14 protein-coding genes are annotated in these 22,315 nt (G+C 61.5%); 4 read left to right on the top strand and 10 right to left on the bottom strand.

The features are described from left to right. The first annotated feature begins 253 nt into the window (after positions 1-253). Genes AX760_RS01705 through AX760_RS26550 form a run of 3 tightly spaced genes read left to right on the top strand, consistent with a single transcriptional unit; the run spans position 254 to position 2,794 of the window. Positions 254-1,687 (top strand): cytochrome ubiquinol oxidase subunit I, encoded by a 1,434-nt coding sequence (locus AX760_RS01705; RefSeq protein ID WP_071831113.1) that lies wholly within the window; start codon positions 254-256, stop codon positions 1,685-1,687. Continuing rightward, positions 1,677-2,681, top strand: a complete 1,005-nt coding sequence (gene cydB, locus AX760_RS01710) for a cytochrome d ubiquinol oxidase subunit II (protein ID WP_071831145.1) — start codon at positions 1,677-1,679, stop codon at positions 2,679-2,681. The genes AX760_RS01705 and cydB overlap by 11 nt, the downstream gene beginning before the upstream one ends. After that, positions 2,681-2,794: a DUF2474 family protein gene (locus AX760_RS26550; RefSeq protein ID WP_139276022.1), complete on the top strand. Its 114-nt coding sequence runs from the start codon at positions 2,681-2,683 to the stop codon at positions 2,792-2,794. Before cydB ends, AX760_RS26550 begins: the two co-directional genes overlap by 1 nt. Positions 2,795-2,803: 9 nt before the next feature. On the opposite strand, the gene AX760_RS01715 is transcribed toward AX760_RS26550, so the two are convergent. The 5 genes from AX760_RS01715 to AX760_RS01735 all read right to left on the bottom strand — a co-directional run bounded on the left by AX760_RS01715 (position 2,804) and on the right by AX760_RS01735 (position 15,756). Next, the gene (locus AX760_RS01715; RefSeq protein WP_071831114.1) at positions 2,804-4,105 is read right to left on the bottom strand and encodes a capsule biosynthesis protein; all 1,302 of its coding nucleotides are present in this window, start codon (positions 4,103-4,105) and stop codon (positions 2,804-2,806) included. A 31-nt stretch (positions 4,106-4,136) separates the two neighbouring features. Then, entirely contained in the window at positions 4,137-5,738 is a 1,602-nt protein-coding gene (locus tag AX760_RS01720) for an LTA synthase family protein (protein ID WP_071831115.1), read from the bottom strand. Positions 5,739-5,940: 202 nt separating this feature from the next. Next, entirely contained in the window at positions 5,941-6,750 is an 810-nt protein-coding gene (locus AX760_RS01725; RefSeq protein WP_071831116.1) for an SDR family oxidoreductase, read from the bottom strand. A 25-nt stretch (positions 6,751-6,775) separates the two neighbouring features. Further along, the gene (locus AX760_RS01730) at positions 6,776-8,191 is read right to left on the bottom strand and encodes an aminotransferase class I/II-fold pyridoxal phosphate-dependent enzyme (RefSeq protein WP_071831117.1); all 1,416 of its coding nucleotides are present in this window, start codon (positions 8,189-8,191) and stop codon (positions 6,776-6,778) included. Further along, entirely contained in the window at positions 8,188-15,756 is a 7,569-nt protein-coding gene (locus AX760_RS01735; protein ID WP_071831118.1) for a type I polyketide synthase, read from the bottom strand. The genes AX760_RS01730 and AX760_RS01735 overlap by 4 nt, the downstream gene beginning before the upstream one ends. A gap of 411 nt (positions 15,757-16,167) precedes the next feature. On the opposite strand from AX760_RS01735, the gene AX760_RS01740 reads away from it, so the two are divergent. Next, the gene (locus AX760_RS01740; protein WP_071831119.1) at positions 16,168-17,340 is read left to right on the top strand and encodes a polysaccharide biosynthesis/export family protein; all 1,173 of its coding nucleotides are present in this window, start codon (positions 16,168-16,170) and stop codon (positions 17,338-17,340) included. 102 nt (positions 17,341-17,442) lie between these two features. On the opposite strand, the gene AX760_RS01745 is transcribed toward AX760_RS01740, so the two are convergent. Genes AX760_RS01745 through AX760_RS01765 form a run of 5 tightly spaced genes read right to left on the bottom strand, consistent with a single transcriptional unit; the run spans position 17,443 to position 22,315 of the window. Beyond that, complete coding sequence (locus AX760_RS01745) at positions 17,443-18,201, bottom strand: FadR/GntR family transcriptional regulator (protein WP_071831120.1); 759 nt, start codon at positions 18,199-18,201, stop codon at positions 17,443-17,445. After that, the gene (locus AX760_RS01750) at positions 18,191-19,345 is read right to left on the bottom strand and encodes a four-carbon acid sugar kinase family protein (RefSeq protein WP_071831121.1); all 1,155 of its coding nucleotides are present in this window, start codon (positions 19,343-19,345) and stop codon (positions 18,191-18,193) included. Before AX760_RS01750 ends, AX760_RS01745 begins: the two co-directional genes overlap by 11 nt. Continuing rightward, on the bottom strand, positions 19,342-20,352 hold the full coding sequence (locus AX760_RS01755) for an ABC transporter ATP-binding protein (protein WP_071831122.1): 1,011 nt from the start codon (positions 20,350-20,352) through the stop codon (positions 19,342-19,344). Before AX760_RS01755 ends, AX760_RS01750 begins: the two co-directional genes overlap by 4 nt. Beyond that, on the bottom strand, positions 20,352-21,359 hold the full coding sequence (locus tag AX760_RS01760) for an ABC transporter ATP-binding protein (RefSeq protein ID WP_071831123.1): 1,008 nt from the start codon (positions 21,357-21,359) through the stop codon (positions 20,352-20,354). The genes AX760_RS01755 and AX760_RS01760 overlap by 1 nt, the downstream gene beginning before the upstream one ends. Further along, positions 21,356-22,315 carry an ABC transporter permease gene (locus AX760_RS01765; RefSeq protein ID WP_071831124.1) on the bottom strand — a complete coding sequence of 320 codons (960 nt, stop codon included), beginning with the start codon at positions 22,313-22,315 and terminating at the stop codon, positions 21,356-21,358. The genes AX760_RS01760 and AX760_RS01765 overlap by 4 nt, the downstream gene beginning before the upstream one ends.

Raw genomic sequence — 22,315 nt, forward strand, 5'->3', positions numbered from 1 at the left:
ATGAAAAAACGATTCAAAAGCGCGATGTCAGGGCCCGCCGCAGACGCATGCGCTTGCAGGCCGCGCAGGGTCGGTCGATAATGCCGCAGGCGCGAGATTGTCACGGTGTGACACTATGGCGGGAAAATGACATTGACCTTTGCCCGCTTTGGCGCAGACTTGAAGCGACGGTGAACCTGAAGGTTCGAACGGAGATGCCCGATAGACGACCGGGCACGAACCCGGCGGCGATCACCGAGGAAAGGAATGTTCCGTGTTCGAGACCTTTGACGCGATTCTGCTCGCCCGTATACAATTTGCCTTCACCGTATCCTTCCACATTGTTTTCCCTGCTTTTTCCATCGGACTCGCAAGTTATCTGGCAGTGCTTGAGGGACTGTGGCTCTGGAAGAAGGATCAGGTCTACATGGACCTGTTCAATTTCTGGAAGACCATCTTCGCCGTCGCCTTCGGCATGGGCGTGGTCTCCGGTATCGTCATGTCCTACCAGTTCGGGACGAACTGGAGTGTATTTTCCGACAAGGCCGGGCCGATCATCGGGCCGCTGATGGGCTATGAAGTTCTGACGGCCTTCTTTCTCGAGGCGGGCTTTCTCGGTGTCATGCTCTTCGGCCTGCACCGGGTCGGGCCGAAGCTGCATTTTCTCGCCACTGGCATGGTTGCCTTCGGCACGCTGATTTCGGCCACCTGGATTCTTTCCGTGAACTCCTGGATGCAGACGCCCGATGGTTTCGGCATGAATGCGGCCGGCCAGTTCATTCCGCTTGACTGGTGGAAAATCGTCTTCAACCCGTCCTTCCCCTATCGCCTGGTCCATATGGTGCTCGCCGCCTATCTGACCACGGCGCTCGTCGTCGGCGCCGTTGGCGCCTGGCATCTTCTGCGCAACACAGCCCCGAGGCGGTCGCGCACCATGTTCTCCATGGCCATGTGGATGGTGATGATCGTCGCTCCGATGCAGATCCTGGCGGGCGACTTCCACGGCCTCAACACGCTCGAGCATCAGCCCGCCAAGGTCATGGCGATGGAAGGCCATTATCAAAGCCATCCGGATGGTGCGCCGCTGATCCTGTTTGGCATCCCCAATTCGGAAGAGAAGCGCATCGACTATGCGATCCAGATCCCGAAGCTGTCGAGCCTGATCCTCAAACACGATCTCAATGCGCCGCTGGCCGGGCTCGACACCATACCCGAAGAGCTCCAGCCGCCGGTCGCCATCGTCTTCTGGTCGTTCCGGGTCATGGTTTCCATCGGCTTTGCCATGCTCGGCCTTGGGCTCTGGAGCCTGTGGAACCGCTATCGCGGTACGCTTCATAGCAATGACTGGCTGCACCGGGCCGCCATCTTGATGGGACCGGCCGGCTTTGTCGCCGTGCTCGCCGGTTGGGTCACAACCGAGGTCGGGCGCCAGCCCTACACGGTCTATGGCCACCTTCTGACGGCGGATTCGATCTCGCCCGTGCAGGCGCCGGCCGTTGCTGCCTCGCTGATCTCCTTCGTGATCGTCTATTTCTTCGTCTTTGGCGCAGGCACATTCTACATCCTGCGCCTGATGAGGCGCCTGCCGCGTGATCCGATGCCCGATCTCGACGACGGGCCGCTGAGGACCGCCGGGATCACGCCCGGCCCGGCCACTGGAAACAACCATCCCGACAGCAAGCATGGAGGCACGCATCATGGCCATTGATCTTCCGTTAATCTGGGCCGGAATCATCGCCTTTGCCGTGCTGGCCTATGTCATTCTCGACGGCTTCGATCTCGGCGTCGGCATCCTGTTTCCATTCTTTCCGGAAAAGCACGATCGCGACGTCATGATGAATTCGGTGGCGCCGGTCTGGGACGGCAACGAGACCTGGCTGGTGCTGGGTGGCGGCGGCCTGATGGCGGTGTTTCCGCTCGCCTATGCCACCATCCTGCCGGCGCTCTACGCCCCGATCATCGCCATGCTGCTCGGACTGATCTTTCGCGGCGTCGCCTTCGAATATCGCTGGCGCACGAAACGTGGCGAGTTCCTGTGGAACTGGGCTTTTGCCGGAGGGTCTCTGCTCGCCGGCTTTTCGCAAGGCGTGGCACTCGGTGCGCTGGTGCAGGGCATCCCTGTGGCCAATCGCGCCTATGCCGGCGCCTGGTGGGACTGGTTGACGCCATTCTCCCTCGCCACCGGTCTTGCCCTGGTGATCGGCTACGGCCTTCTCGGCGCCACCTGGCTGGTCATGAAGACCAGCGGTGACCTCAACGAAAAGGCCCGGCGGATCGCCTTTCGCGCCTGTTTCGCCACCATTGCCGCCATGGGGGTGGTCAGCCTCTGGACGCCCTTCCTCGAGCCGCTTTATCTTGAGCGCTGGTTCAGTTTTCCGACGGCGGTCTTCAGCATCATCGTTCCGGCTCTGGTCCTGGGCTGCTTTGCACTGCTGCTGTCCGGCATCCGCAACAAACGCGATGTCCAGCCTTTCCTCGCGGCCCTCGGTCTTTTTGTCCTGGGTTACGCCGGAATCGGCATCAGCTTCTATCCGTTCATCGTGCCGCCATCGGTGACGATCTGGGATGCGGCATCGCCGGATTCGAGCCTCGCCTTCCTGCTTGTCGGTGCGCTGATCCTGGTGCCAATCATCCTGATCTACACCGGCTACGCCTATTGGGTGTTTCGTGGAAAGGTCGATCCGGAAGAGGGCTATCACTGATGTCGGAAAACAGCCTGCCGCGCAAATTGCTCTGGTTCGTCGCCCTGTGGACGGCGGGCGTACTGGCTGTCGGTATTGTCGGCTATGGCATCAAGATCTGGCTGGGACATTAAAAACCGCAGTCAGGTCGATTGCCGCCGCTTTGCCGGCTTCCCGCGGGGTGGCGGATCGACATAGGCGCCGGGCTCATTGACCGTGCCCGCGTCCAGCCGAGCGGCGATCGCATCGGCGCCGGCATCGGTGCCCTCAGCGGAATAGAAATTGCCGCGCACCTGGATGGAGGCGGCAAGCAGCCGCAGGAATGCGGTCCGCAGGGCCTCGTCCGGAAGTGCCGGTGTTGCCCAGAACCGATCCAGCGCCACCTGGTCGGTCAAGCCATCGATATTGAAGATCGCCGTGCCGAGCACCTTGACTGGCCGGCCGCGCTGAAGCGCGTGCAGGCCGACCGTCGAGTTGATCGTTACAACGCCTAAGCACGTTTCCAGCAAGGCATTCAGGTCTCCGCCGTCGAGAAAGGACACGCGGTCGCCGAGAGCATGCCTATCGGCGGTTTTGCGGATGTGCGCCTGCCAGTCGATCAGGCCATTGTCGAGCGGGTGGACCTTGACGACCAACGTGGTGCCCGCCGGCGCATACGCTGCAAACGAAGCCAAAACCTCGTCGATGGCCTGATGCTGCCCATTGAAAGGGGAATGGGCGCGCAACTGAAAATCCGTCTGCAATTGCAGCGGAAAGACAAAGAAGGGCGTGTCGCCCTTGGCCAGCCGGTCGACCAGAACCGTTGCAGCCACCTTGCGTCGGCCTTCGCCGGCAAGCCGCAGCAGCCAGCCGCCATATTCGGCCAGGGGATGAAACAGCGCATGCCGGCGGTAATGGGGATAGAGGAACCAGAGGAAGACGTTTGGCAGATTGTAGAGCAGGTCATAGGTCGCCTCCGCAAGGAAGGTCTGGCTATGGCGGCGCTGCCAGTCCGGCTCGGGCAGATCGCGGCCGGCGGCGATGATCTGGCCTGGATCGGCGGGGAAATGCGAGTTCGACGACATGCCGTCACGCTCGAGCGTCAGCCAGTCCGGCCGCAGGTAACCCATCTCGACGACGTAGATATCGACGGTCTCCCGTTTGGCCATCGCAAGGGCCGCCTGGTGATAGGCACGTTCTTCGCCGAGCAGCACCAGATCCGTAACCGCGTGCCGTTTGAGGAAAGCGGCAAGATAGCTCTCCCAGTCTGCCGGACGCCCGCGGAAATTATAGCCGCCCCGCCGGCGCCAGAAGATCCGGTCGCCGGCGTTGAGGTTGATCCTGAGGCAACGGTGACCGCGCGCCTCCAGACGGTCGGCGATCTTGGCGAAGATCGGCGAGGAGGGCCCTTGCAGAAACAGGAAGACACGGTTTTGCCCTGTCATCGCCGCTGTCCCCGCAGCCATGATCCACGTCCTGTTGTTGTGCGCCGGTCTCTTATTGCAGTTCATCCTTCTGCAGATTGGCGTGCTTCAGCATCGCCTCGAACAGGTTCCAAGGTTCCTCCGTCTGCGCCGGCACGGACGATCCCCTGGCATTGCGCACCGAGCCGAGCGGGACGATGAAATAATCGGTGCGCGGGTCCGGGAAAGGATCGGCAAACGACTTCAGCAAGGGCGCATGGTCGCCATAGAACACCAGCCAGACCGGCCGGTCGAGTGCGTCAAGATGATCGACCAGCGTTCCGAGGGCAGCATCCGACTGCTGCAGAATCTCGAGGTAGATGCTCACAGGGTCGGTCAGTTCGCCGCAGCGGCCGGGCTCCCAGGGGCCGTGGTTGGCCATCGAGGCGACAAACAGGAGACTGCCCTTGGCGTCGGTCTGGGCCTCTACCTGTTCGATGACCTTCTCCGTGAGGGTCGCATCTGAAACATAGGGGCCATCCCGTGCCACGTCATGCGCGAATTCGTCGAGCATGGTCATCTTTTCGAAGCCGAGTTGGGGCATAGCCTTGTGGCGCAGGAAGAAGGTGCGGTCATAGGGATGGATGAAATGCGTGCTCCAGCCGGCATTCTTCAGCTTGGTCGGCCAGACGACATCGGTGTAGTGGCTCGCCCGAAGATAGGGATAGCTGGCATCGACATGCAGATCATCCGGCAGGAGGCCGCTCAGAACGGCAAATTCCGTGCGCAGCGTGTAACCGCCCTCGAACACCGTTGCCAGAAGCCCCCATTGCGATGCCCGCTTCTGGAGGCGGTCCATGGTCGGCAGTGCCAGCGTATCGACACCCAGCCGCCGCATGTCGAGAAACGATTCCGATTGCCAGACGATCACCAGCGGCGCCTTGTTGTCCGCATCGTGGCCGATCAGGTCCTGAACGGCCGCAAAGAACCGTTCCTGCAACTCCGAAACGATCTTCTCGCGCCGCGCGCCCAGCCACATGATGAAATGGAAGACGACGGAGGTGAAGGTTCCGAAGCGGATGGTGCTGACCCTGGCACTTGGCTTGCCGACGATCTTTCGCACCATGTCGGCCGTCAACCTGTTGACCGGGCCGTAGAACAGAAGCAGCCATGGGACATCGGCGATGGCCAGCATGATCACGGCCCAGATAAACCAGTGACGGTCGGGGATCAGATCCGGCTCGAAATACATATAGAGCCCGGAGACGCCGAACACGTAAAGGAAGGCGACAGTCCAGAAAACGATGTTCAGCGAGTTGGCGTAGAAGATCGACTTGTACTTGAACACGTCTGCGACGAGGGCGATGTCTGAAAACACCAGCGGTTCGCGGATGAACTTGAATTTCGCACGCGAGATCGCGGTGAAGATGATGAAGAAACTCATTGTCCCCGCGCCAGCGTAGAGCGGTCGCCAGGAAATGGCAAAGAACCCGGCGAAGACGAGGAAGATCACCGGCAGGCGTGCCAAAGCCTCGATGACATGGTCTTTCGGGCGTGTCGGCGGGCGGTGCTTCCGGCGTTCCCGCTTGGGCAGGGCAAAGCGATCCGTGAACAGGATGACCAGGCACGAAAGCGCATAGCAGAAGAGCGTCAGCAATACGGGGCTGTCGTGCAGGTGGATCGACGTCAACGCCAAAAGGATACCCTTGATTGTTGCAGTAATGCGTTGGCCCCGTCGTTGGAACCACCACGGGGTTTGAATGCTCTACTGCATAATTCCGGAAATCGGAATCGATTTAAGACTGAAATCATGACGGTGGTTTCCGGTTCCCCGGCGATCCGGCGCGTTATATCAGGCGCGCTGCGATCCGGGTCCGGTAAAGACACACCGTGCCTTTTCAGCGGCGGATGCTGCGGACACTGCGGATAGCCCGGTCGAACCACCAGTTGAGGAAGGGTTTCAGCGTCGAACCGAAGCGGCCCAGCGCATGGAGCGACAGGCCGAAGAACACGTCGAAACGCCCCCTGTCGATCGCCCGGACGATGTTGTTGGCGACCGTCTCTGCCGACCACGGCCGAACCGCTCCCATGATGATTGCGGCTTCGGGTGGTCGCAGCGCGATCTCGCCGTCGAATTGCGGCGTCTGCGTATCCGGCGGGAAGCAGACGCTGACCCGGACGCCGCGCGGACGCGCTTCAGAGCGCAGGGCCTCGGCAAATCCGTGTAAGGCGAATTTCGAGGCACAATAGGCGGCATAGCCATAGATGCCGATCAGTCCGGCGCCGGATGAAACCAGCATGATGCGGCCGGATCCGCGATCGCACATGCTGTCATAGACGGCGCGCACGGCATAGACGCTGCCTTGGAAATTGGTGGCCATCTGCTGGTCGAAATCCGCCGAAGACAGGGTATCGAACGGACCGGGATGAACGATGCCGGCTGCGGTAACGAGAATATCGCAGGGGCCGAACCGTGCCTCGCAGGCATGCATGGCAGCGCGGATCTGCGCCTCTTGCGCCACATCCGCCGAGGCGACGGCGATCATGGCCGCGTCGATGCCTTCTCTTGCTGTGATCGCTGTGCGGGCGGCGTCCAGGGTTGCCGCTGTTCTGGCGATCAGGGAAATCCTGGCACCGCGCGCCGCGTAGATATGGCCGATCGCAAGGCCGATGCCGCTCGAACCGCCCGTGATGATAACATGTGTCATGGGACGGTCCGCACTCGGTTCTCTGTCAGCGTGCGGCGAGCAATTTCATCATCTGCTGGATATCGACGGAGCCGAGACCAAAGTTCCGTTCGGTCAGATCCTTCAGCTTTTCGGCGGTGAGGGCAACCGTTTGGCGGATCTGCTCTTCCGTGTGATCGCTGGTGATGAAGAAGCGCAGCCGCGCGAGCCCTTCGGGCACGGCCGGATGGATGATCGGCAGGGCATTGACGCCGGCGGCCAAAAGGTCGTTCGAAAGCTGCACGGCCCGCAGCGAATCGCCGACGAGCACGGGAACGACAGAGTAGCCGGCGCTCAGGCCCGTATCGAGGCCAGCTTCCTGTGCGAGCTTCAGGAACAGGGCGCCGTTGCGTTTCAGGGCGGCCGGCCGTTCAGGCTCGTTCTCGACGATGTCGAGACTAGCAATCGCCGACGCCGTCAACACCGGTGCAAGGCCGACGCTGTATACAAAACCGCCAGCCGACGCCTTCAGCACCGCCGCCAGCGCAGCACTGCCGGCAATATAGCCACCACAGCTCGATGTCGTCTTCGAAAGCGTGCCCATCCAGATATCGACCTGACGCGGATCAACACCGAAATGCTCGAACGTGCCCTTGCCGCGCTTGCCAAGAATGCCGAGCGAGTGGGCCTCATCGACCATCAGCCAGAAGCCATATTCGGCCTTCAGCTTCATGATCGCCGGCAGGTTGGCGACGTCGCCATCCATGGAATAGACGCCCTCGACGATGACCAGAATGCGGCGATAGTCACCGGACACGGTGCGCAGCACATGGTCGAGATCGGCAGCGTCGTTGTGCTTGAAAAGGCGTCGCGTGGCACCGGAAAGCTTGATACCGGCCAGCGCACTGTTGTGGATGAATTCGTCATGGACGATGAGGTCCTTCGGACCCATCAGGCAGCTGATCGCCGCGACATTGGTCAGGTAGCCACTGACGAAACAGACGGCCGCATCGACGCCGTAGAAGGCCGCCACCCGATCTTCCAGCTCTGCATGCACGGGTCGTTCGCCTGCCACCACACGGCTTGCCGAGGCCGATATACCGAAGGTCTGCATCGCTTCGCGCGCCTTTGACAGGACGTGCGGATGGCGGTTGAGGCCAAGATAATCATAGGACGCAAAGTTGATCAGCTTGCGCCCGTCGATGACCGTCGTCGCACCGGCTGCTGTCTCATGGGCGCGATAGAAAGGGTTGCTGATGCCAAGCTGTTCGCTGGCGAGCTTCTGGGCCAGTAGCTGCTTGTATTCCGGCAGATCCTCGAATTTCGTCTGCTTGCGGCGAACAGGCGGCGGAACATCGCGCTCCGACCGCGCCATGCGATTGCGTTCAGAAGATTGATGCGCATTGCGCATGCGGTCCAGCAGGCTTTCCTTGACGCTGCTGTTCATCTTCGGAACCGCCGGGTGGTTGTCTTCCCTGTTCATTGGCTTGCTGCTTTCTCCGTGGCCGTGCCGACGTGGCGCTGTGTCAGTTCGCTGACAAGCTTGCTGTCGCCCGGCTCGTCCTGCTCATCGCTGCCCTGATCCCGCTTGCTGACTTTTTCGTGCAGCTTGCGGGCAACGTCGCCAACCGTCGTATTGTCGGCAACACCGCTGAGCGGCATGTCGAAACCGGTATTCTGCTGGAAGCTCATGCCCAGTTCGACAGCCATCAGGCTGTCCAGCCCGATTTCCTTCAGGATCTTGTTGCGCGATATCGTGTCCTTCGAGACGCGCAAGATAGCAGCAATTTCGCTCGCGACCAGTTCATACAGGACGTCCTCCGCCTCCTGCGGCGATTTGCCTTCGATCATGGCCACGAGGTCCATGGTGGTTCCTTCGCCACCGGTCGAATACTGGTCGGCGGTCCGCAGGATCACGTCGAACAGCGACTGCTTGACCACAGGCAGGTTGCGTGCGGCGTTCCAGTCGAATTCCGAAATCATCACCACGGCGGCATCGACGGTGCCCGGCTCGGAGCGAATGTGGTTTTCCACCTGCTCCAGGGCAGACTGGGCTTTCAGGGCCGTCTTTCCGATGCGCTTGGCCAGCAGGTCGTTGACGTCGGTGTTCTGGGCCAGATAGCCCTTGTCGGCGATCGCGCCGAAACCGACGGCGAGACCAGCAAGGCCTTCGCTGCGGCGGGCGCGGGCGAGACCTTCGAGATAGCCATTGGCCGCAACATAATTGGCCTGCCCGGGGTTGCCGACGAGTGTCGTCGCCGAAGAAAACAGGATGAAGTGATCCAGCGTGTCGACGCGTGTCAGCTTGTCGAGCACTGCAGCGCCCTTGGCCTTGACGTCGATGACAGGCTGGTTGCGCTGGCGCGTCAGGTTGTTGATCAACGCATCGTCGAGAACCATCGCGGCATGGATGATGGCCTTGATCGGCCCGATCTGGCGCAGGGCGCCAAGAAGTTCGCCGGCAGCAACCTCGTCGGTGACGTCGCAGGCATGAATGGTGGCAGATGCCCCCTTCTTTTCCCAGCGCTTGATCGCCGCTAGCGTCTCGTCATCGGCAACGCCGCGGCGCGAGCAGAGCGCAATATTGCGGGCGCCCTTGTCGACCAGCCAGTTGGCAGCGGCAAGACCAAAGCCGCCAATGCCGCCGACGACCAGATGGACGCCGTTTGCATCGACTTCCATGCGGCCGGACGGGCGTTTGGCCACCTGCTGCTTTCCCGCAACCGGGGGCATCACGATGATCTTGCCGATATGGCCGGCATTCTGCATCAGGCGGAACGCATTGCCGATCTCGTCGAAATCGAAGGCACGGTAGGGAAGGGGCACGAGCTTGCCTTCCTCGAACAGTGCACCGATTTCGGTGAAGATCCGCTTGGTCAGCTCCGGTGCATTGACCAGAAGCTGGTCGGCATCGATCCCGAAATAGCTGACATTGCGACGGAACGGCCGCAGGCCGATCTTGCTGTCGCCGTAGTAGTCGCGCTTTCCAAGCTCGAGGAAACGGCCGAACGGCTTGACGAGCGATATGCTCTGTTCCATCGCCTCTGCGAACAGGGAGTTGAGCACGAGGTCGACGCCCTGGCCATCGGTGACGCGCAGCACGTCCTGGACAAAGGCAAGCGTGCGGGAATCGAATACATGGTCGGCACCCAGCATCTTCAGGAAACGGCGCTTCTCGCGTGTCCCCGCCGTGGCAATCACCTTGGCCCCGGCCAGTTTTGCGACCTGCAGCGCGGCAAGGCCAACGCCACCGGCAGCACCATGAATCAGAATGGTTTCACCGGCCTTGATACGGCCAAGTTCGACCATGGCGTAATAGGCGGTGAGGAAGGCCACCGGAACCGTGGCAGCTGCAACGGGGTTGACCGTTTCGGGCAGTCTTGCCACGCCGGAGCGCGACACAAGCGCATGCGTCGAAAACGCAGCCGGTGCGATTGCCATGACGGTGTCGCCCACCGAAAGGTCGGTGATGCCGCTGCCGATGGCGGCGACATGGCCGGAAAGCTCCATGCCGATGGTGGCGCCGGCAAAGCCGTCTTCCAGCGCTTCTTCCGGCAAAAGGCCCATAGCCCACATGACGTCACGGAAATTCAGGCCAGCGGCAGCAACCTTGACGACGATATCGCCGGGGCCGGGCTTGGGGACATCGCATTCTTCCCAGGTGATGCTCCCGACCTGCGAACTGACGCGCTGGCGGATGGTTGCGGCACGGAAGGCAGTCGTTTTGCGCAGGGACAGATCCACCGGACCCGGAACGGCACGCAACTCTCTCAACAGGCCCGTTTTGCCGTCGAACAGCCATTCGCGGTTTGCACCGTCTTGGCCCAGCATGGAAATTGCAGCCGCAAGCTGGCCGCCGGTTCCGCCGTCGCCAAGGCCGTTGAAATCGACGAGGTGGATGTCGAGGAGATCATATTCGTTCTGGACGACTCTTGCGAAGGACCAGAGGCCACTGTTGACGCTCGATCCCTGATGTTTGCCAGAAACCGGAGCGCCGCCCGGTGCGGCGATGACAAGCTTCGGTCGTTTGTCGACGCCCGGTTCGGTTCCGGCAAAATGCTGGCGCAGGGCCTCCGCAAAGGCACTCAAAGCAAGAACGCGTGTCTGCAGAACAGCGGAATCGCCGGTGCGGTCGCCGCTGGTCGCACCGGAAACATAGACGGCCCGAAGCGGTTTGTTGCCGAAGTCTTGAAAGGCCTGCAGAAGGCGTGCCTTGTCGGCATCGAGATCGCCGGTGACATGCACGGGCACGAGGGCGCCCTGATCGATGCCGGGCGGAACCGACCGCATGAGATCGAACATGTTGCCTTCATGAAGCACCAGAATCGACCGGCTGGCTTCAACGCCGGCCTCGAGCGAAAGCGGCGCCGCGCTGTCCGACGTCGCACCGCGCGCTTCGACGGTGATGATATTGCCGTGCGACAGTTCGCGGTCGTCGACGACGACGTCGTGCAGCCCGAGATCGGTGAGACACTTCTGCCATTGGGTGACCGTCGCGAGCTTGCCGATCGGGAATTCGACGGACTGGCTGCGGGCAAACCAGTTTTCCGTCAGACCGAAGGCAAAATCGCTGAAGACCGTCGGTGCATTGGTCGCAGCGACGAGTGCGCCATGCGCGACGAGCGATGTGCGCATGGCGTTGCGGACCGCCGTGTCTTCATCGACCAGTGTGAACAGCGTATCCGAGGCACTGACCGCCAGGCCGAAAGCCGGAATAGACGCGAACTCTTCCTTTTTCAGGATGCGGACATGCGCATCGTCCTCGAACGCAATCTCGAGGTTACGCTGCGCATTCTCGCGCGGCTCGACGACAATGAGGCTCGCCTGGTAGCGCGCAGCCAGCGTTGCCAGCCGGCGGGTAAAGCCGGCCGAGACGGTGCCTGCCTCGACGATCCGCAGATCGGCATTGTTGCGGGCATTCTGCAGCGCCGTTTCGGCTGCCGCGATGACGAGATCCATCCGTTGCCGGCTTGATTCCGAATGTACCATCTGGTGGTCGAGCGTCGCATCGCTGATAAACGGCGCGATTTTCGCTGTGCCGTCAGGATCGACGCTGGTGATATCAGCAGCAAAAAGCCTGTCGAGACGATCGAGCGCTTCGACATAGGCGTTGTTGATGAGAACGGCTTCGACAGCGCGCTCCGCCCGTTCGCCGTAAAGCTCCTTGAGGATCTCCCCGACGGGAGGAAGCGAGAATTCGGACGCGATTTTCCAGATGCCGTTTTTCTGTTCGCACAGTCCGGCATCCTCCAGAATATAGAGACAGCTCGCGAGGAAGCAGCGGAACGCGAAGTCTCCAGGTATCGATCGGGTGTCGACCCGCGCGGTTCCCTTGCCAAGCTTCAGTGCAATCTCGTGGCAGGCCCGGTAGATCGCCGCGTTGAACAGCAGCGTCACATTGTCGATGCCGACATCGTCCGAAACAGCCAGCAAGGGCGAAGGCAGGGCGGTCGCCGGCCTCGCAGGCGAAAATGCGGCATCGCAGTCGGAAAGCACGGCCTCGTAATGGAAAGACAAGGTCTCCAGCGTCTTGTGCTGGCGCAGATAGGTGCGGCGGAAGCGGCAGTCATCGAAGGCCGCGATCATCGCGCCGGCTTTGTCGAAGAAGCGGAACTTCGCCTTGATGGAATTGGGACTGATGCGCTCGATCTCAACGATCGCACGCTTGATCGTCTGGCCCGAACTGCGGACACGCACGGATCCGAAACGCACCGGAATATAGGGCGCGCCGCCGACTTCGCCGGTAAACCGGTCGAACAGTGCAACAAGACCATGGAACGTTGCATCAACCGAGATCGGATTGAGGCTGTAGCTGACGAACGGATGACCGGCGTCCTGCGGATCCTTCAGTTCGACGTCGATGAAGCGGTCGCCATAGGATATGGCTTTCGCCAGAAGCTGGAAACGCGGGCCGTAATCGAGGCCGAACTGGCGGGCCGTCTCGTAGGCCTTGTCCGGCGTAACTGTGGCGGTCTTTTCCATGCCGGCAAACGGATTGGCTGGCGCAGGTTCGCTTTGCGTGATCGGCTTGCGGCTTCGTGCCACGGCGTGAACCGCCCAGTCGTCTTCGGTCAGACGTTCACGCGAGCGGATTTCGATGTCACCGGTTTCCGGCGAAAGGATGGTCGAAAGCTCCATCATCCGGGTCTCGCCCAGCTCCAAAGGCCGGACGATTTCCAGATTGGTGATGTCGACGTCGGATGTGCCGTAATATTGTTGCGCAGCCGAGATCGCGATCTCGATGAAGCCGCTGCCTGGCAGGATCGCCTTGCCGTCGACGACGTGCTCGGCCAGATCGGGGAAAAGATGGCCGTCGATATGATTCTTCCAGCTGCCGCTGTTAAGATCAGAACGCCAGCCTGCCAGCGTATAGGGGGCCTTGTTGCCGCGCCCGAACAGGTCGGTTGCATCGCTGGTCGTCGCCGGACGCAGTTCGACCGTTTCGAACGGCAGGTTGGGGACGCGCACGAAGGCGTTGCGCTTTCCGAACAGGCGGGCTTCGTCGAAGGAGGCACCATGGGCGATCGCGCGCGCCATGGCCCGTGAAATCGGATCCTGGCCCTTCTCGCCGGGGTCACGCAGGAGCGTTGGCACCACGGTTCCGGCAACGGCAGACTGCTTGATCGTTTCCTTGACGTAGGACGACAGGATCGGACGCGGCGAAATTTCAATGAACAGCGTGCAGCCAAGCGCAATGGCGGCCTCGGTCGCCGCCTGGAAGCGCACCGGCTCCCGGACGTTCTTCCACCAGTAGTCCGGATCGAGATAGGTGCCGTCGAGCTTCTCGCCGGTCACCGTCGAGAGATAGACGAGTTCCGACTTGCGCGGCGCGATGTCCGGGATATCGGCCAGGAAGGACTTCTTCGCCTGATCGATGATCGGATGATGGAAGGGATAGTTGATGTCGAGAATCTGGACCGGAATCTTGGCCTTGCGCGCCGCATCACGAAACGCCTGGACCTCGTTTGCCGGTCCAGAAATCGTCACGGAATTATGCGCGTTGATGGCGGCGACACAGATCTGCTCAAGCCCGCGCGACTTGGCGAAGGCAACGGCCTGTTCTTCACTGAGCATGGCCGCAGCCATGGTTCCCTGGCCAGCGAGCAGGTCCTGGTGCAGGGAGCGCTTGGCAACAATCGAGACCGCATCGACCAGCGACACGGCACCGGCAGCATAGGCCGCGGCAATTTCGCCGACCGAGTGACCGAAGACGGCCGTCGGCTTGATGCCCATTGCAACCAGCGAATCGGACAGGGCTGCCTGGACGGCAAACAGAAGCGGCTGGGCGATCTTGGTATCCGACAGTTTCTTGTCGAGATCCGGATCGGTCAAAAGTTCGGTAAGAACCACGTCGGAATGGAAATTGAAGAGTGCGCTGACCGACGTAAAGCTCTGGCGGAAATGCAGGTTTTCGCGAAAGGCTTCGACACCCATGCCGGCCCATTGCGATCCGTTGCCGGAAAACACGAAGGCAACCTTGGCGTCCTTGGTAATGGCTTCACCGGCTTCGCCGATGTCGGAGGCCGGCTTTTCGAGATGGCTGGCGATGGCGCGGATGATGTCTTCGGGTTGGTCGCTGCGGGCGGCAAACCGATGGCGCATCTGGGTCCGGTTTGCTCCGGACGCTGCAATGAGGGCGCGGGTTTCGTCCCGGGATGCCTTGCCGAAAGCCGCCTTGTAGGATTTCAGCAGTTCTTCCAGGCTGTTGACGGTGTGCGCACTGGCCATGAAGACATGGCCGGTCGCATTGCTCCGGGTTCTGTCGTCCTGCACCGGGTCCGGATCGCTGATTACGACGTGGGCGTTGGCACCGCCGAAGCCGAACGAGTTGATGCCGGCAAGACGGGCGCGCTTGCCACGCAGCAGTTCGATCGGATTGGCTGTCACGCGGACGTTGAGACCTTCGAAGTCGATGTTTTCGTTCGGAGTGTCGAAATGCAGCGAGGCCGGCAGATAGTTGTTCTCGAGCGCCATGACGGCCTTGAGCATGCCGAACAGGCCAGATGCAGGCTCCGTATGGCCGATGTTCGACTTGATCGAACCGATCGGAACCGGTGCGCGGCGATTGGTGCCGATGACCGTGCCGATCGACCAGACTTCCGCGGGATCGCCGACCTTGGTCCCGGTGCCGTGGCCTTCGACGAAGGCAACCTGGTTGGCGTCGATATTGTTGCCCTGATAGATCGAGCGCAAAAGGTTTGCCTGCGCCTCGCGCGAGGGCAGCGAAATGCCGTTGGTGCGGCCGGCGGAATTGACGCCGGAAGCAACGATCTTGGCGTAGCTGCGGTCTTTTTCCTGCCTGGCGCGATCGGAGCGGCGCAGCACGAAGACAACGCCGCCTTCCGCGCGCACATAGCCGCCACCATCATTGTCATAGGCGCGGCAAAGCCCTTCCGGGGACAGCATGCGCGCCTGCGCAAAACCGACGAAGGGCAGCGGATGCGCAAGAATATTGACGCCACCAACGATGGCTGTATCGATTTCGCCGGCGTTCATCGCCCGCATCGCCTGATCGAGAGCGACCAGGGAGGAGGAACAGGCCGTATCGACCGTCATGCTTGGTCCGCTCAGGCCGAAAATATGCGAAATCCGGTTGGAGACGATCGAGAGCGTGTTGCCCGTCATGAAATAAGGGCCGGCGGCGGCCGGGTCCTCGACGGTCAGGTTGGCATGATCGAGGCTGGACGCGCCGACATAGACGCCGACATTTTCCCCGTGCAGGGAAGGGATGGAAATATTGGCGTCTTCAAGCGCGCGCCAGGCCAACTGCAGCAGCACCCGCTGTTGCGGGTCCATATACATGGCCTCGCGCTGCGACATGCCGAAGGCGGCGGCATCGAAATCATAGATATCGTCGAGCACACCGGCTGCGAAGGAGTAGGTCTTGCCCTGATTCCCCATGACCGGATGCCAGAATCGCGCGAGATCCCAGCGATCGGACGGTATCGTCGTGACGGTGCATTTGCCCTGACGCAAGACCTTGAAAAGCGCCTGGGGCGATTTTGCTCCAGGAGCGATACAGGCGCGCCCAATGATTTCAACTGTCATATTCAATCGAACGCTCTAAACTGCTGCTGAATTATATTGCTGATTGCACTTAGGACGCGAAAAAGCAACTCGACCTCATTATCTAACAGGGAGGCGGATCGCCGGTGCGAACCGTGAGCCTGAACATTAGTGAGCTTTTAACCCAACTTCTATACGTTTCAACCCTGTCGATCGAAGATACACATGCGGTCCGGTGTGCCAAAACAATTATGGAAACATGCCGTAACCGTTGTGGAGAGGTATTGCCGGAAAGGCGCACCGTGAATTATTTGGCCGAAAACCCATCCGGATGACTTGTTGTGGGTCATCTATTATGCTTTTCAAGGATCCATCGGGATTCCCGGTTCTAGAATGCGACAGCGCCTGTCCTTTGACGAATGTCGTCAGCGCGTTGATTTCGGAGTGCTTTAATTGGTCCGTTTGAATGCCATCCTGATCTGCGCCGTCTTGACGGGATGTCAGGCTGTTCCCGGAGAGGGGCCTGTTTCGTCGGACATCCTCGCGGATGCCGGGAAATCCGGCTATGAAATTGGCCGTGAAAACACGGTTCCCTATGAGATTGTCGACGTGGACGGGCGTTCCGCCCGGCTTGTGTCTGACTATGTCGCAACGGCGCTCAACCGGCGCTTCGGCATTGGCGGCGGCGTCGGCCAGGTGGTCATCGGCGTGGGAGACCAGCTGAAAGTCACGATCTTCGAAGCCGGCAGCGATGGCCTGTTCTCGACCGCCGATTCCAAGCAGACGAATTTGGATCTTGTGGTTCAGCCGGACGGCACGGCGGCCATTCCCTATGTCGGTTCCGTGAAGTTTTCCGGCAAGACACTGGAGCAGGCTCGCCAGACAATCCTCAAGCAATTGCTCAACAAGGCAGTCGAGCCTGATGTGATCGTGACCAGCATGTCCACCGCATCGCGCAATGTCACCGTGTCGGGCGCTGTCGGACGTTCCGCACTGGTGCCGCTCAATCTGGTCGGCGAAACCATCAACGAGGTGATCGCCAAGGCCGGCGGTCCGACATCGCAGCCTTACGAAACCTATGTGACGCTCGTTCGCGGCAAGAAGACCGGGACGGTTCTGCTGAAGTCGATCATCGAGAACCCGTCGGAAAACGTGCATGTCCAGCCCGGCGACCAGATTTTCGTGACGCGCGATCCGCGCACCTTCACGATCCTCGGCGCGGCCAAGCAGAACAAGCGCATCGAATTCGGTGCCAACGACGTCAACCTTCTCGAGGCCGTTGCAATGGCCGGTGGCGGCAGTGATGCGGCCGTTGACATGAAGGGCTATTTTGTCTTCCGTTACGAAGAGCCTGACGTGATCATGAGCCTGCTCGGCACGCAGCGTTTCGACGAAATGCTGAACAAGGGCATGACGCCGGACAGCATCGGCCGTTATCCGATCGTCTATCGCCTCGACATGTCGAAGCCTGACAGCCTGATCGTCGGCCAGACGTTCCCCGTAAAGAGCCGCGACGTGATCTACGCATCGCGTCACCCTGCCGTGGACATCGGCAAATTCCTGACGATCGTTGGCAGGCCGATCGGCATCGCCTCCGGTGTCATCAACGTTGCAGACGACCTTTAGCAGCGGACAGGTTCGGCAAATAGCAGCGGACAGGTTCGGCAAATCTGCCGCGACGGAATATGAAAGCCCGGCAATCCATGCGGATGCCGGGCTTTTCCGTTTTCAGAATGACAGGTCCAGAACCCTGTCCTCGAACAGCCGGTTGCGCGACCCCTCCAGATGCAGGCGCATCGCCGTCTGTGCATCCTCGGCGCGCCCCTCGGCGATTGCCTGATAGATGGCGTCGTGCTCTTGAAAAACCTTTTCCAGTCCGAGACGTGGCCCCATCAAGGACAGCCCGTGCAGGTGCATGCCGACGGCGATATGCGGCTTCAGCGCATCGATGGAGGCTGTATAATAATGATTGTTGGCGGCTTCGGTCACGCATTTGTGGAAAACGAAGTCGGCGTCGGTCCGGTGCAACTGGTGGCTCGTGGCTTCGCGCAAATCCGCAAGCGCCGCCGCGATCTTCTGGATGGCGGCCTCGTCGCGGCGCTGGGCGGCAAAATAGGCCGCTTGCGGCTCGATCGTCAGGCGGAATTCGTAACAGCGCTGGATATCGGCAATGGTCTTGACCGGCGAATAGGCAAGATGAGCCGCAGGCGTCGCCCGGGCGCTGACGAATGTCCCGGCCCCCTGCCGCGAATAGACGAGCCCCTCCTCGCGCAATTGCCCGAGCGCGTCGCGTATGATCGGTCGCGAAACCCCCATGATCGACGCCAGTTCATGCTCGCCGGGCAGGCGCGAGTCCGCCGGATAATTGCCGGAGCGGATGCGTTCACGCAACTGCTCGACAACGCGATCGACCAGCCGCACCGATTTACCCCGCTCCGCCTTGGGGGCTGGGCCGGGTTCGCCGGTCGAGGGTGCGTCATGCGTCATGCTTTTCACCACAAGTGTTGTCACGGGCCGGTTTCCCGGCGCCGATCTGCTTTAGCAGATTCTCCGGAATGAGTTTTAGCAAAGAATCGGCATTACCGAAGCTCCCCGATTTGACCGCACAGACCAGGGATCGCCCGTCCTGCAGCCCGATCTGGAACCAGGGCATGCCGGCCTCGATTTCGCCGCAGGGCATCAGGACCTTGGCGCCGAGTGCCTGCAGAATGGCAAGTGCCGTATCGCCACCACCCATCATCAGCATGTCGGGACGCGTTGCGCCTACCATCTGCGAGATCCCCTCCGCAAACAGCGAAACAACGCGGTCGGGCCTGTCGCTCATTTCGCCGGTGCAGCGGATGACCGCCGGCAGTGTCGGCGAATGCATCTGCAAAACGGAACCGGCCGGCGCATCGAGCACCTTGTCCAGGTAGCATCCCTGCTGCAGGCGATCGATCTGCGCTGCAGTGATCGGATCCCGGGAACCAAATGCAAACAGGGTTTCTGCCATTGGCGCGAAGCAAACGTTGGCAGGCGCTGTCCTTTGCCCAGCGCGGCTCCCGGAAAGGGGCAGGGAACGGGCCAGGGACCGCGCCAGTGCGCTGCCGAGGCCGCGCGCGCCAACCAGCACCGTCTGCGGCGAATGAATACCCGATACCGTACGATCCAGATCGGCATCATCCGTCGCGTCGATGATGTCGAGGGCCATGTCCGTCTGGCCGAACAGGGCCCGGATAGGAAGGGGGGCCTCGACCCCGCGGCCGCTCACGGCTCCGCCGATCGTAAAACGTTGCTGGTCGGGAATGGCGGGCGCGACAACGATGGTGTGGCGCCCGCTGATCCTGGCCAAGGCCAGACTCTCGGCGGCGACATTGCCTTTCAGTCGCGAGTCGATCTTCTTGAACAGAATGTCGGGCAGGGCAGGGCCAAGTCCTGCAAGGACGAGCGCGATCTGGTCCACGGCCGCCTTGGAGGAGAGACCGCGCGAGGCGGTGTTGACCGCCAGAATATCCGGCTCCAGCGCCAGCGCCGGCGCAAGCACGCCCGGTTCGATTGCAACGGCGACCGTCAATCCGGCTTCGACAAAGGGCGTGCTGGTGTCCAGCGCACCGGTGAGATCGTCGGCAATGATGACGGCAAGCAACGTCATCCAGGCAGGCCTCCCGTGCCGGAAATACCCTCGGTCACGGCGTGGCAGGCGACATGGTGTCCGGGCAGGGCCTCGCGCCATTCCGGCACGACCTTGCTGCAGACATCCATGGCGACAGGGCAGCGTGTGTGAAACCGGCAACCGGAAGGTGGCGACAGCGGGCTTGGGACATCGCCCTGCAGCACCTGCCGTTTGCGGCTGCGTTCATGTGCCGGATCGGCCTCCGGAACCGCTGACAGCAGCGCCTTAGTATAGGGATGCAGCGGATTGTCGAACAGCTCTTCACGGCTCGTCAGTTCTGCAAGGCGGCCGAGATACATGACGCCGACCCGGTCGCTGATATGCCGGACAACAGCAAGATCATGGGCGATGAACAGATAGGTCAGGCCGTATTTCTGCTGCAGGTCGAGCAGAAGGTTGATGATCTGCGCCTGCACGGAGACATCGAGCGCCGAGATCGCCTCGTCGCAGACGATGAATTTTGGCTGGCAGGCCAGCGCCCGGGCAATGGCGACGCGCTGCCGCTGGCCGCCCGACAGCTCATGCGGGTAGCGCGAGGCAAAACGCGGCGGCAGGCCGACATCGGCAAGCAGCGTGGCGATCCCGTCCTTCAGTTCGGCCTTGGTTGCCAGCTTGTGAAACAGGATCGGTTCGCCAACCGCTTCCCCGATCGTCATGCGCGGGTTGAGGGTCGAGTAGGGATCCTGAAAGACGATCTGCAACTGGCGGCGATAGGGGCGCATCGCCTTTTCGTCGAGTTCGACGATGTTCTTGCCCTGGTAGATGACCTTGCCGTGTGTCGCCTTGTGCAGGTTGAGCAGGGTAAAGCCGGTGGTCGACTTGCCGCAACCGGATTCGCCGACAAGGCTCAGCGTCTCGCCGTCCAGAATGTCAAAAGTGATATCGTCCAGCGCATGCACGGTGGCCGCGCGTTCCCCGAAGGCGCCGAGGCGAACATGGAAATGCTTGACGAGGTTTTCGATGCGCATAAGCGGTTGGGCACCCATCATGCAGCCTCCAGCTTGCGTTGCGCGACAAAGCAGGCGACGCGATGCGCCCCGGCAGAAACAAGGCTTTCCAGCACCGGCACCTTGTCGTGGCAGATGGCCTCTGCCAGAGGGCAACGCGGCGCAAAAGGGCAACCTTTCGGCCGGCGACCGGGTTCCGGCGGTGTGCCGCCGATCGAGCTCAAACGGCTCGCCCTCTCGTCCGAAAGTTTCGGGATCGAGGCGAGAAGACCTTGTGTATAGGGATGGGCGGGGCGGGCAAACAGGTCGTCCACCGGTGCATCCTCGACGACGGTCCCGGCATAGAGCACCGCAACGCGATCCACCAGGCCGGCGATCAGGGCAAGATCATGGGTGATCCAGACAATCGACATGCCGAGCCTGTCGCGCAGCTCCTTCACCAGGTCGACGATCTGGGCCTGAATGGTGACATCGAGCGCGGTCGTTGGTTCGTCGGCGATCAAGAGCTGTGGGTTGCAGGCAAGTCCGATGGCGATCATCACCCGCTGGCGCATGCCACCGGACAACTCATGCGGATAGGCATCGAGGCGGTCCTCGGCGCCGGGAATGCCGACAAGCTTCAGCAACTCGCCGGCACGCTTGCGCGCCTGTGCCTTGTTCATGCCGCGATGATAGATCAGCGGCTCGGCCAGTTGCTGGCCGATGCGCATCACCGGGTTGAGCGACGTCATCGGATCCTGGAAGACGAAGCCGACCTCGCCGCCGCGCACCTTTCGCAGTTCCGAATTGGACATGGTCTGCAGGTCGCGCCCGGCAAAATGGGCTGTGCCCTTGGTGACGCGGATCTTGTTCGGCAACAGCCGCATCAGGCTAAGCATGGTCAGGCTCTTGCCGCAGCCGGATTCGCCGACGACGCCGAGTGTCTCGCCCTTGTTCACATGGAGGTCGATGCCGTCCACGATGGTCGCCGGCCCGTTGCGCGTCTCGATCTCGATCGTCAGGCCTTTGACGTCGAGCAGCCGTTCGCTGGTGTTCGTCTTCGTCATTTGGCACCGCGTGGATTGAGGGCGTCGTTGAGGCCGTCGCCGAGGAAGGAGAAGGCAACCGAGGCAAGACCGAGCACGGCAGCGGGGGCTGCCAGAAGATGCGGGTAGTGTTGCCACACGCGCAGGCCGTCGGAGATCATGTTGCCCCAGCTCGGTGTCGGCGGATTGACCCCGACGCCGAGGAACGAAAAGGCGCTTTCCAGCACCATCGCGGTCCCGAGCCCGGCGCTGACCGCAACGATCAGCGGCCCCAGCGCGTTGGGCACCACATAGCGCATGAGGATGATGCGGTTGGTGAGGCCCAGCGCCTGCGCTGCGGTGATGTAGGGCCGCGAGCGGATGGACAGGACCTGGGCGCGCACGAGGCGGGCATAGGGTGGCCAGGAAATCAGCGCCATGGAACCGAAGACCAGGAGGAAATCGACCCAGATCGTTTCGCGGTAGAAGGGATTGAGCGTTGCCAGGTAGCGGCTCTCCATCCAGCTCGATATCGGTGATTTCAACGAAGCATTGATGACGACGACGAGCAGGAGATTGGGGATCGACATCGTCATATCGGTCAGCCACATGACGACCCTGTCGAGCCAGCCGCCGAAAAAGCCGGCCAGGGCGCCGAGCGTCACGCCGATCACGACGGCGATCGCGGTCACGACGATGGCCACGAGAAAGGCGGTTCGCGTGCCGAAGATCACCCGGCTGAAGACGTCGCGACCCAGATCGTCGGTGCCGAACAGATGGGTCAGCGACGGTGGCATGTTGCGCGCATCGAGATTCTGGCTCAGAAAATCGAACGGCGTCAGATAGGGACCGAACAGGGCCGTGAAGGCCAGCAGCACGACGACGCCAAGCCCGAAGACGGCCAGCCGGTTGCGGCGCAGCCGGAACCAGGCGTCGCGCCAGAGGCTGACGGGAGGCTCTTCCTTGATGTCGGTGGTGGCCATGGGAACGACGGTCAT

The organism is Pararhizobium antarcticum, assembly GCF_001885585.1.
GTDB classification, from domain to species: domain Bacteria; phylum Pseudomonadota; class Alphaproteobacteria; order Rhizobiales; family Rhizobiaceae; genus Pararhizobium; species Pararhizobium antarcticum.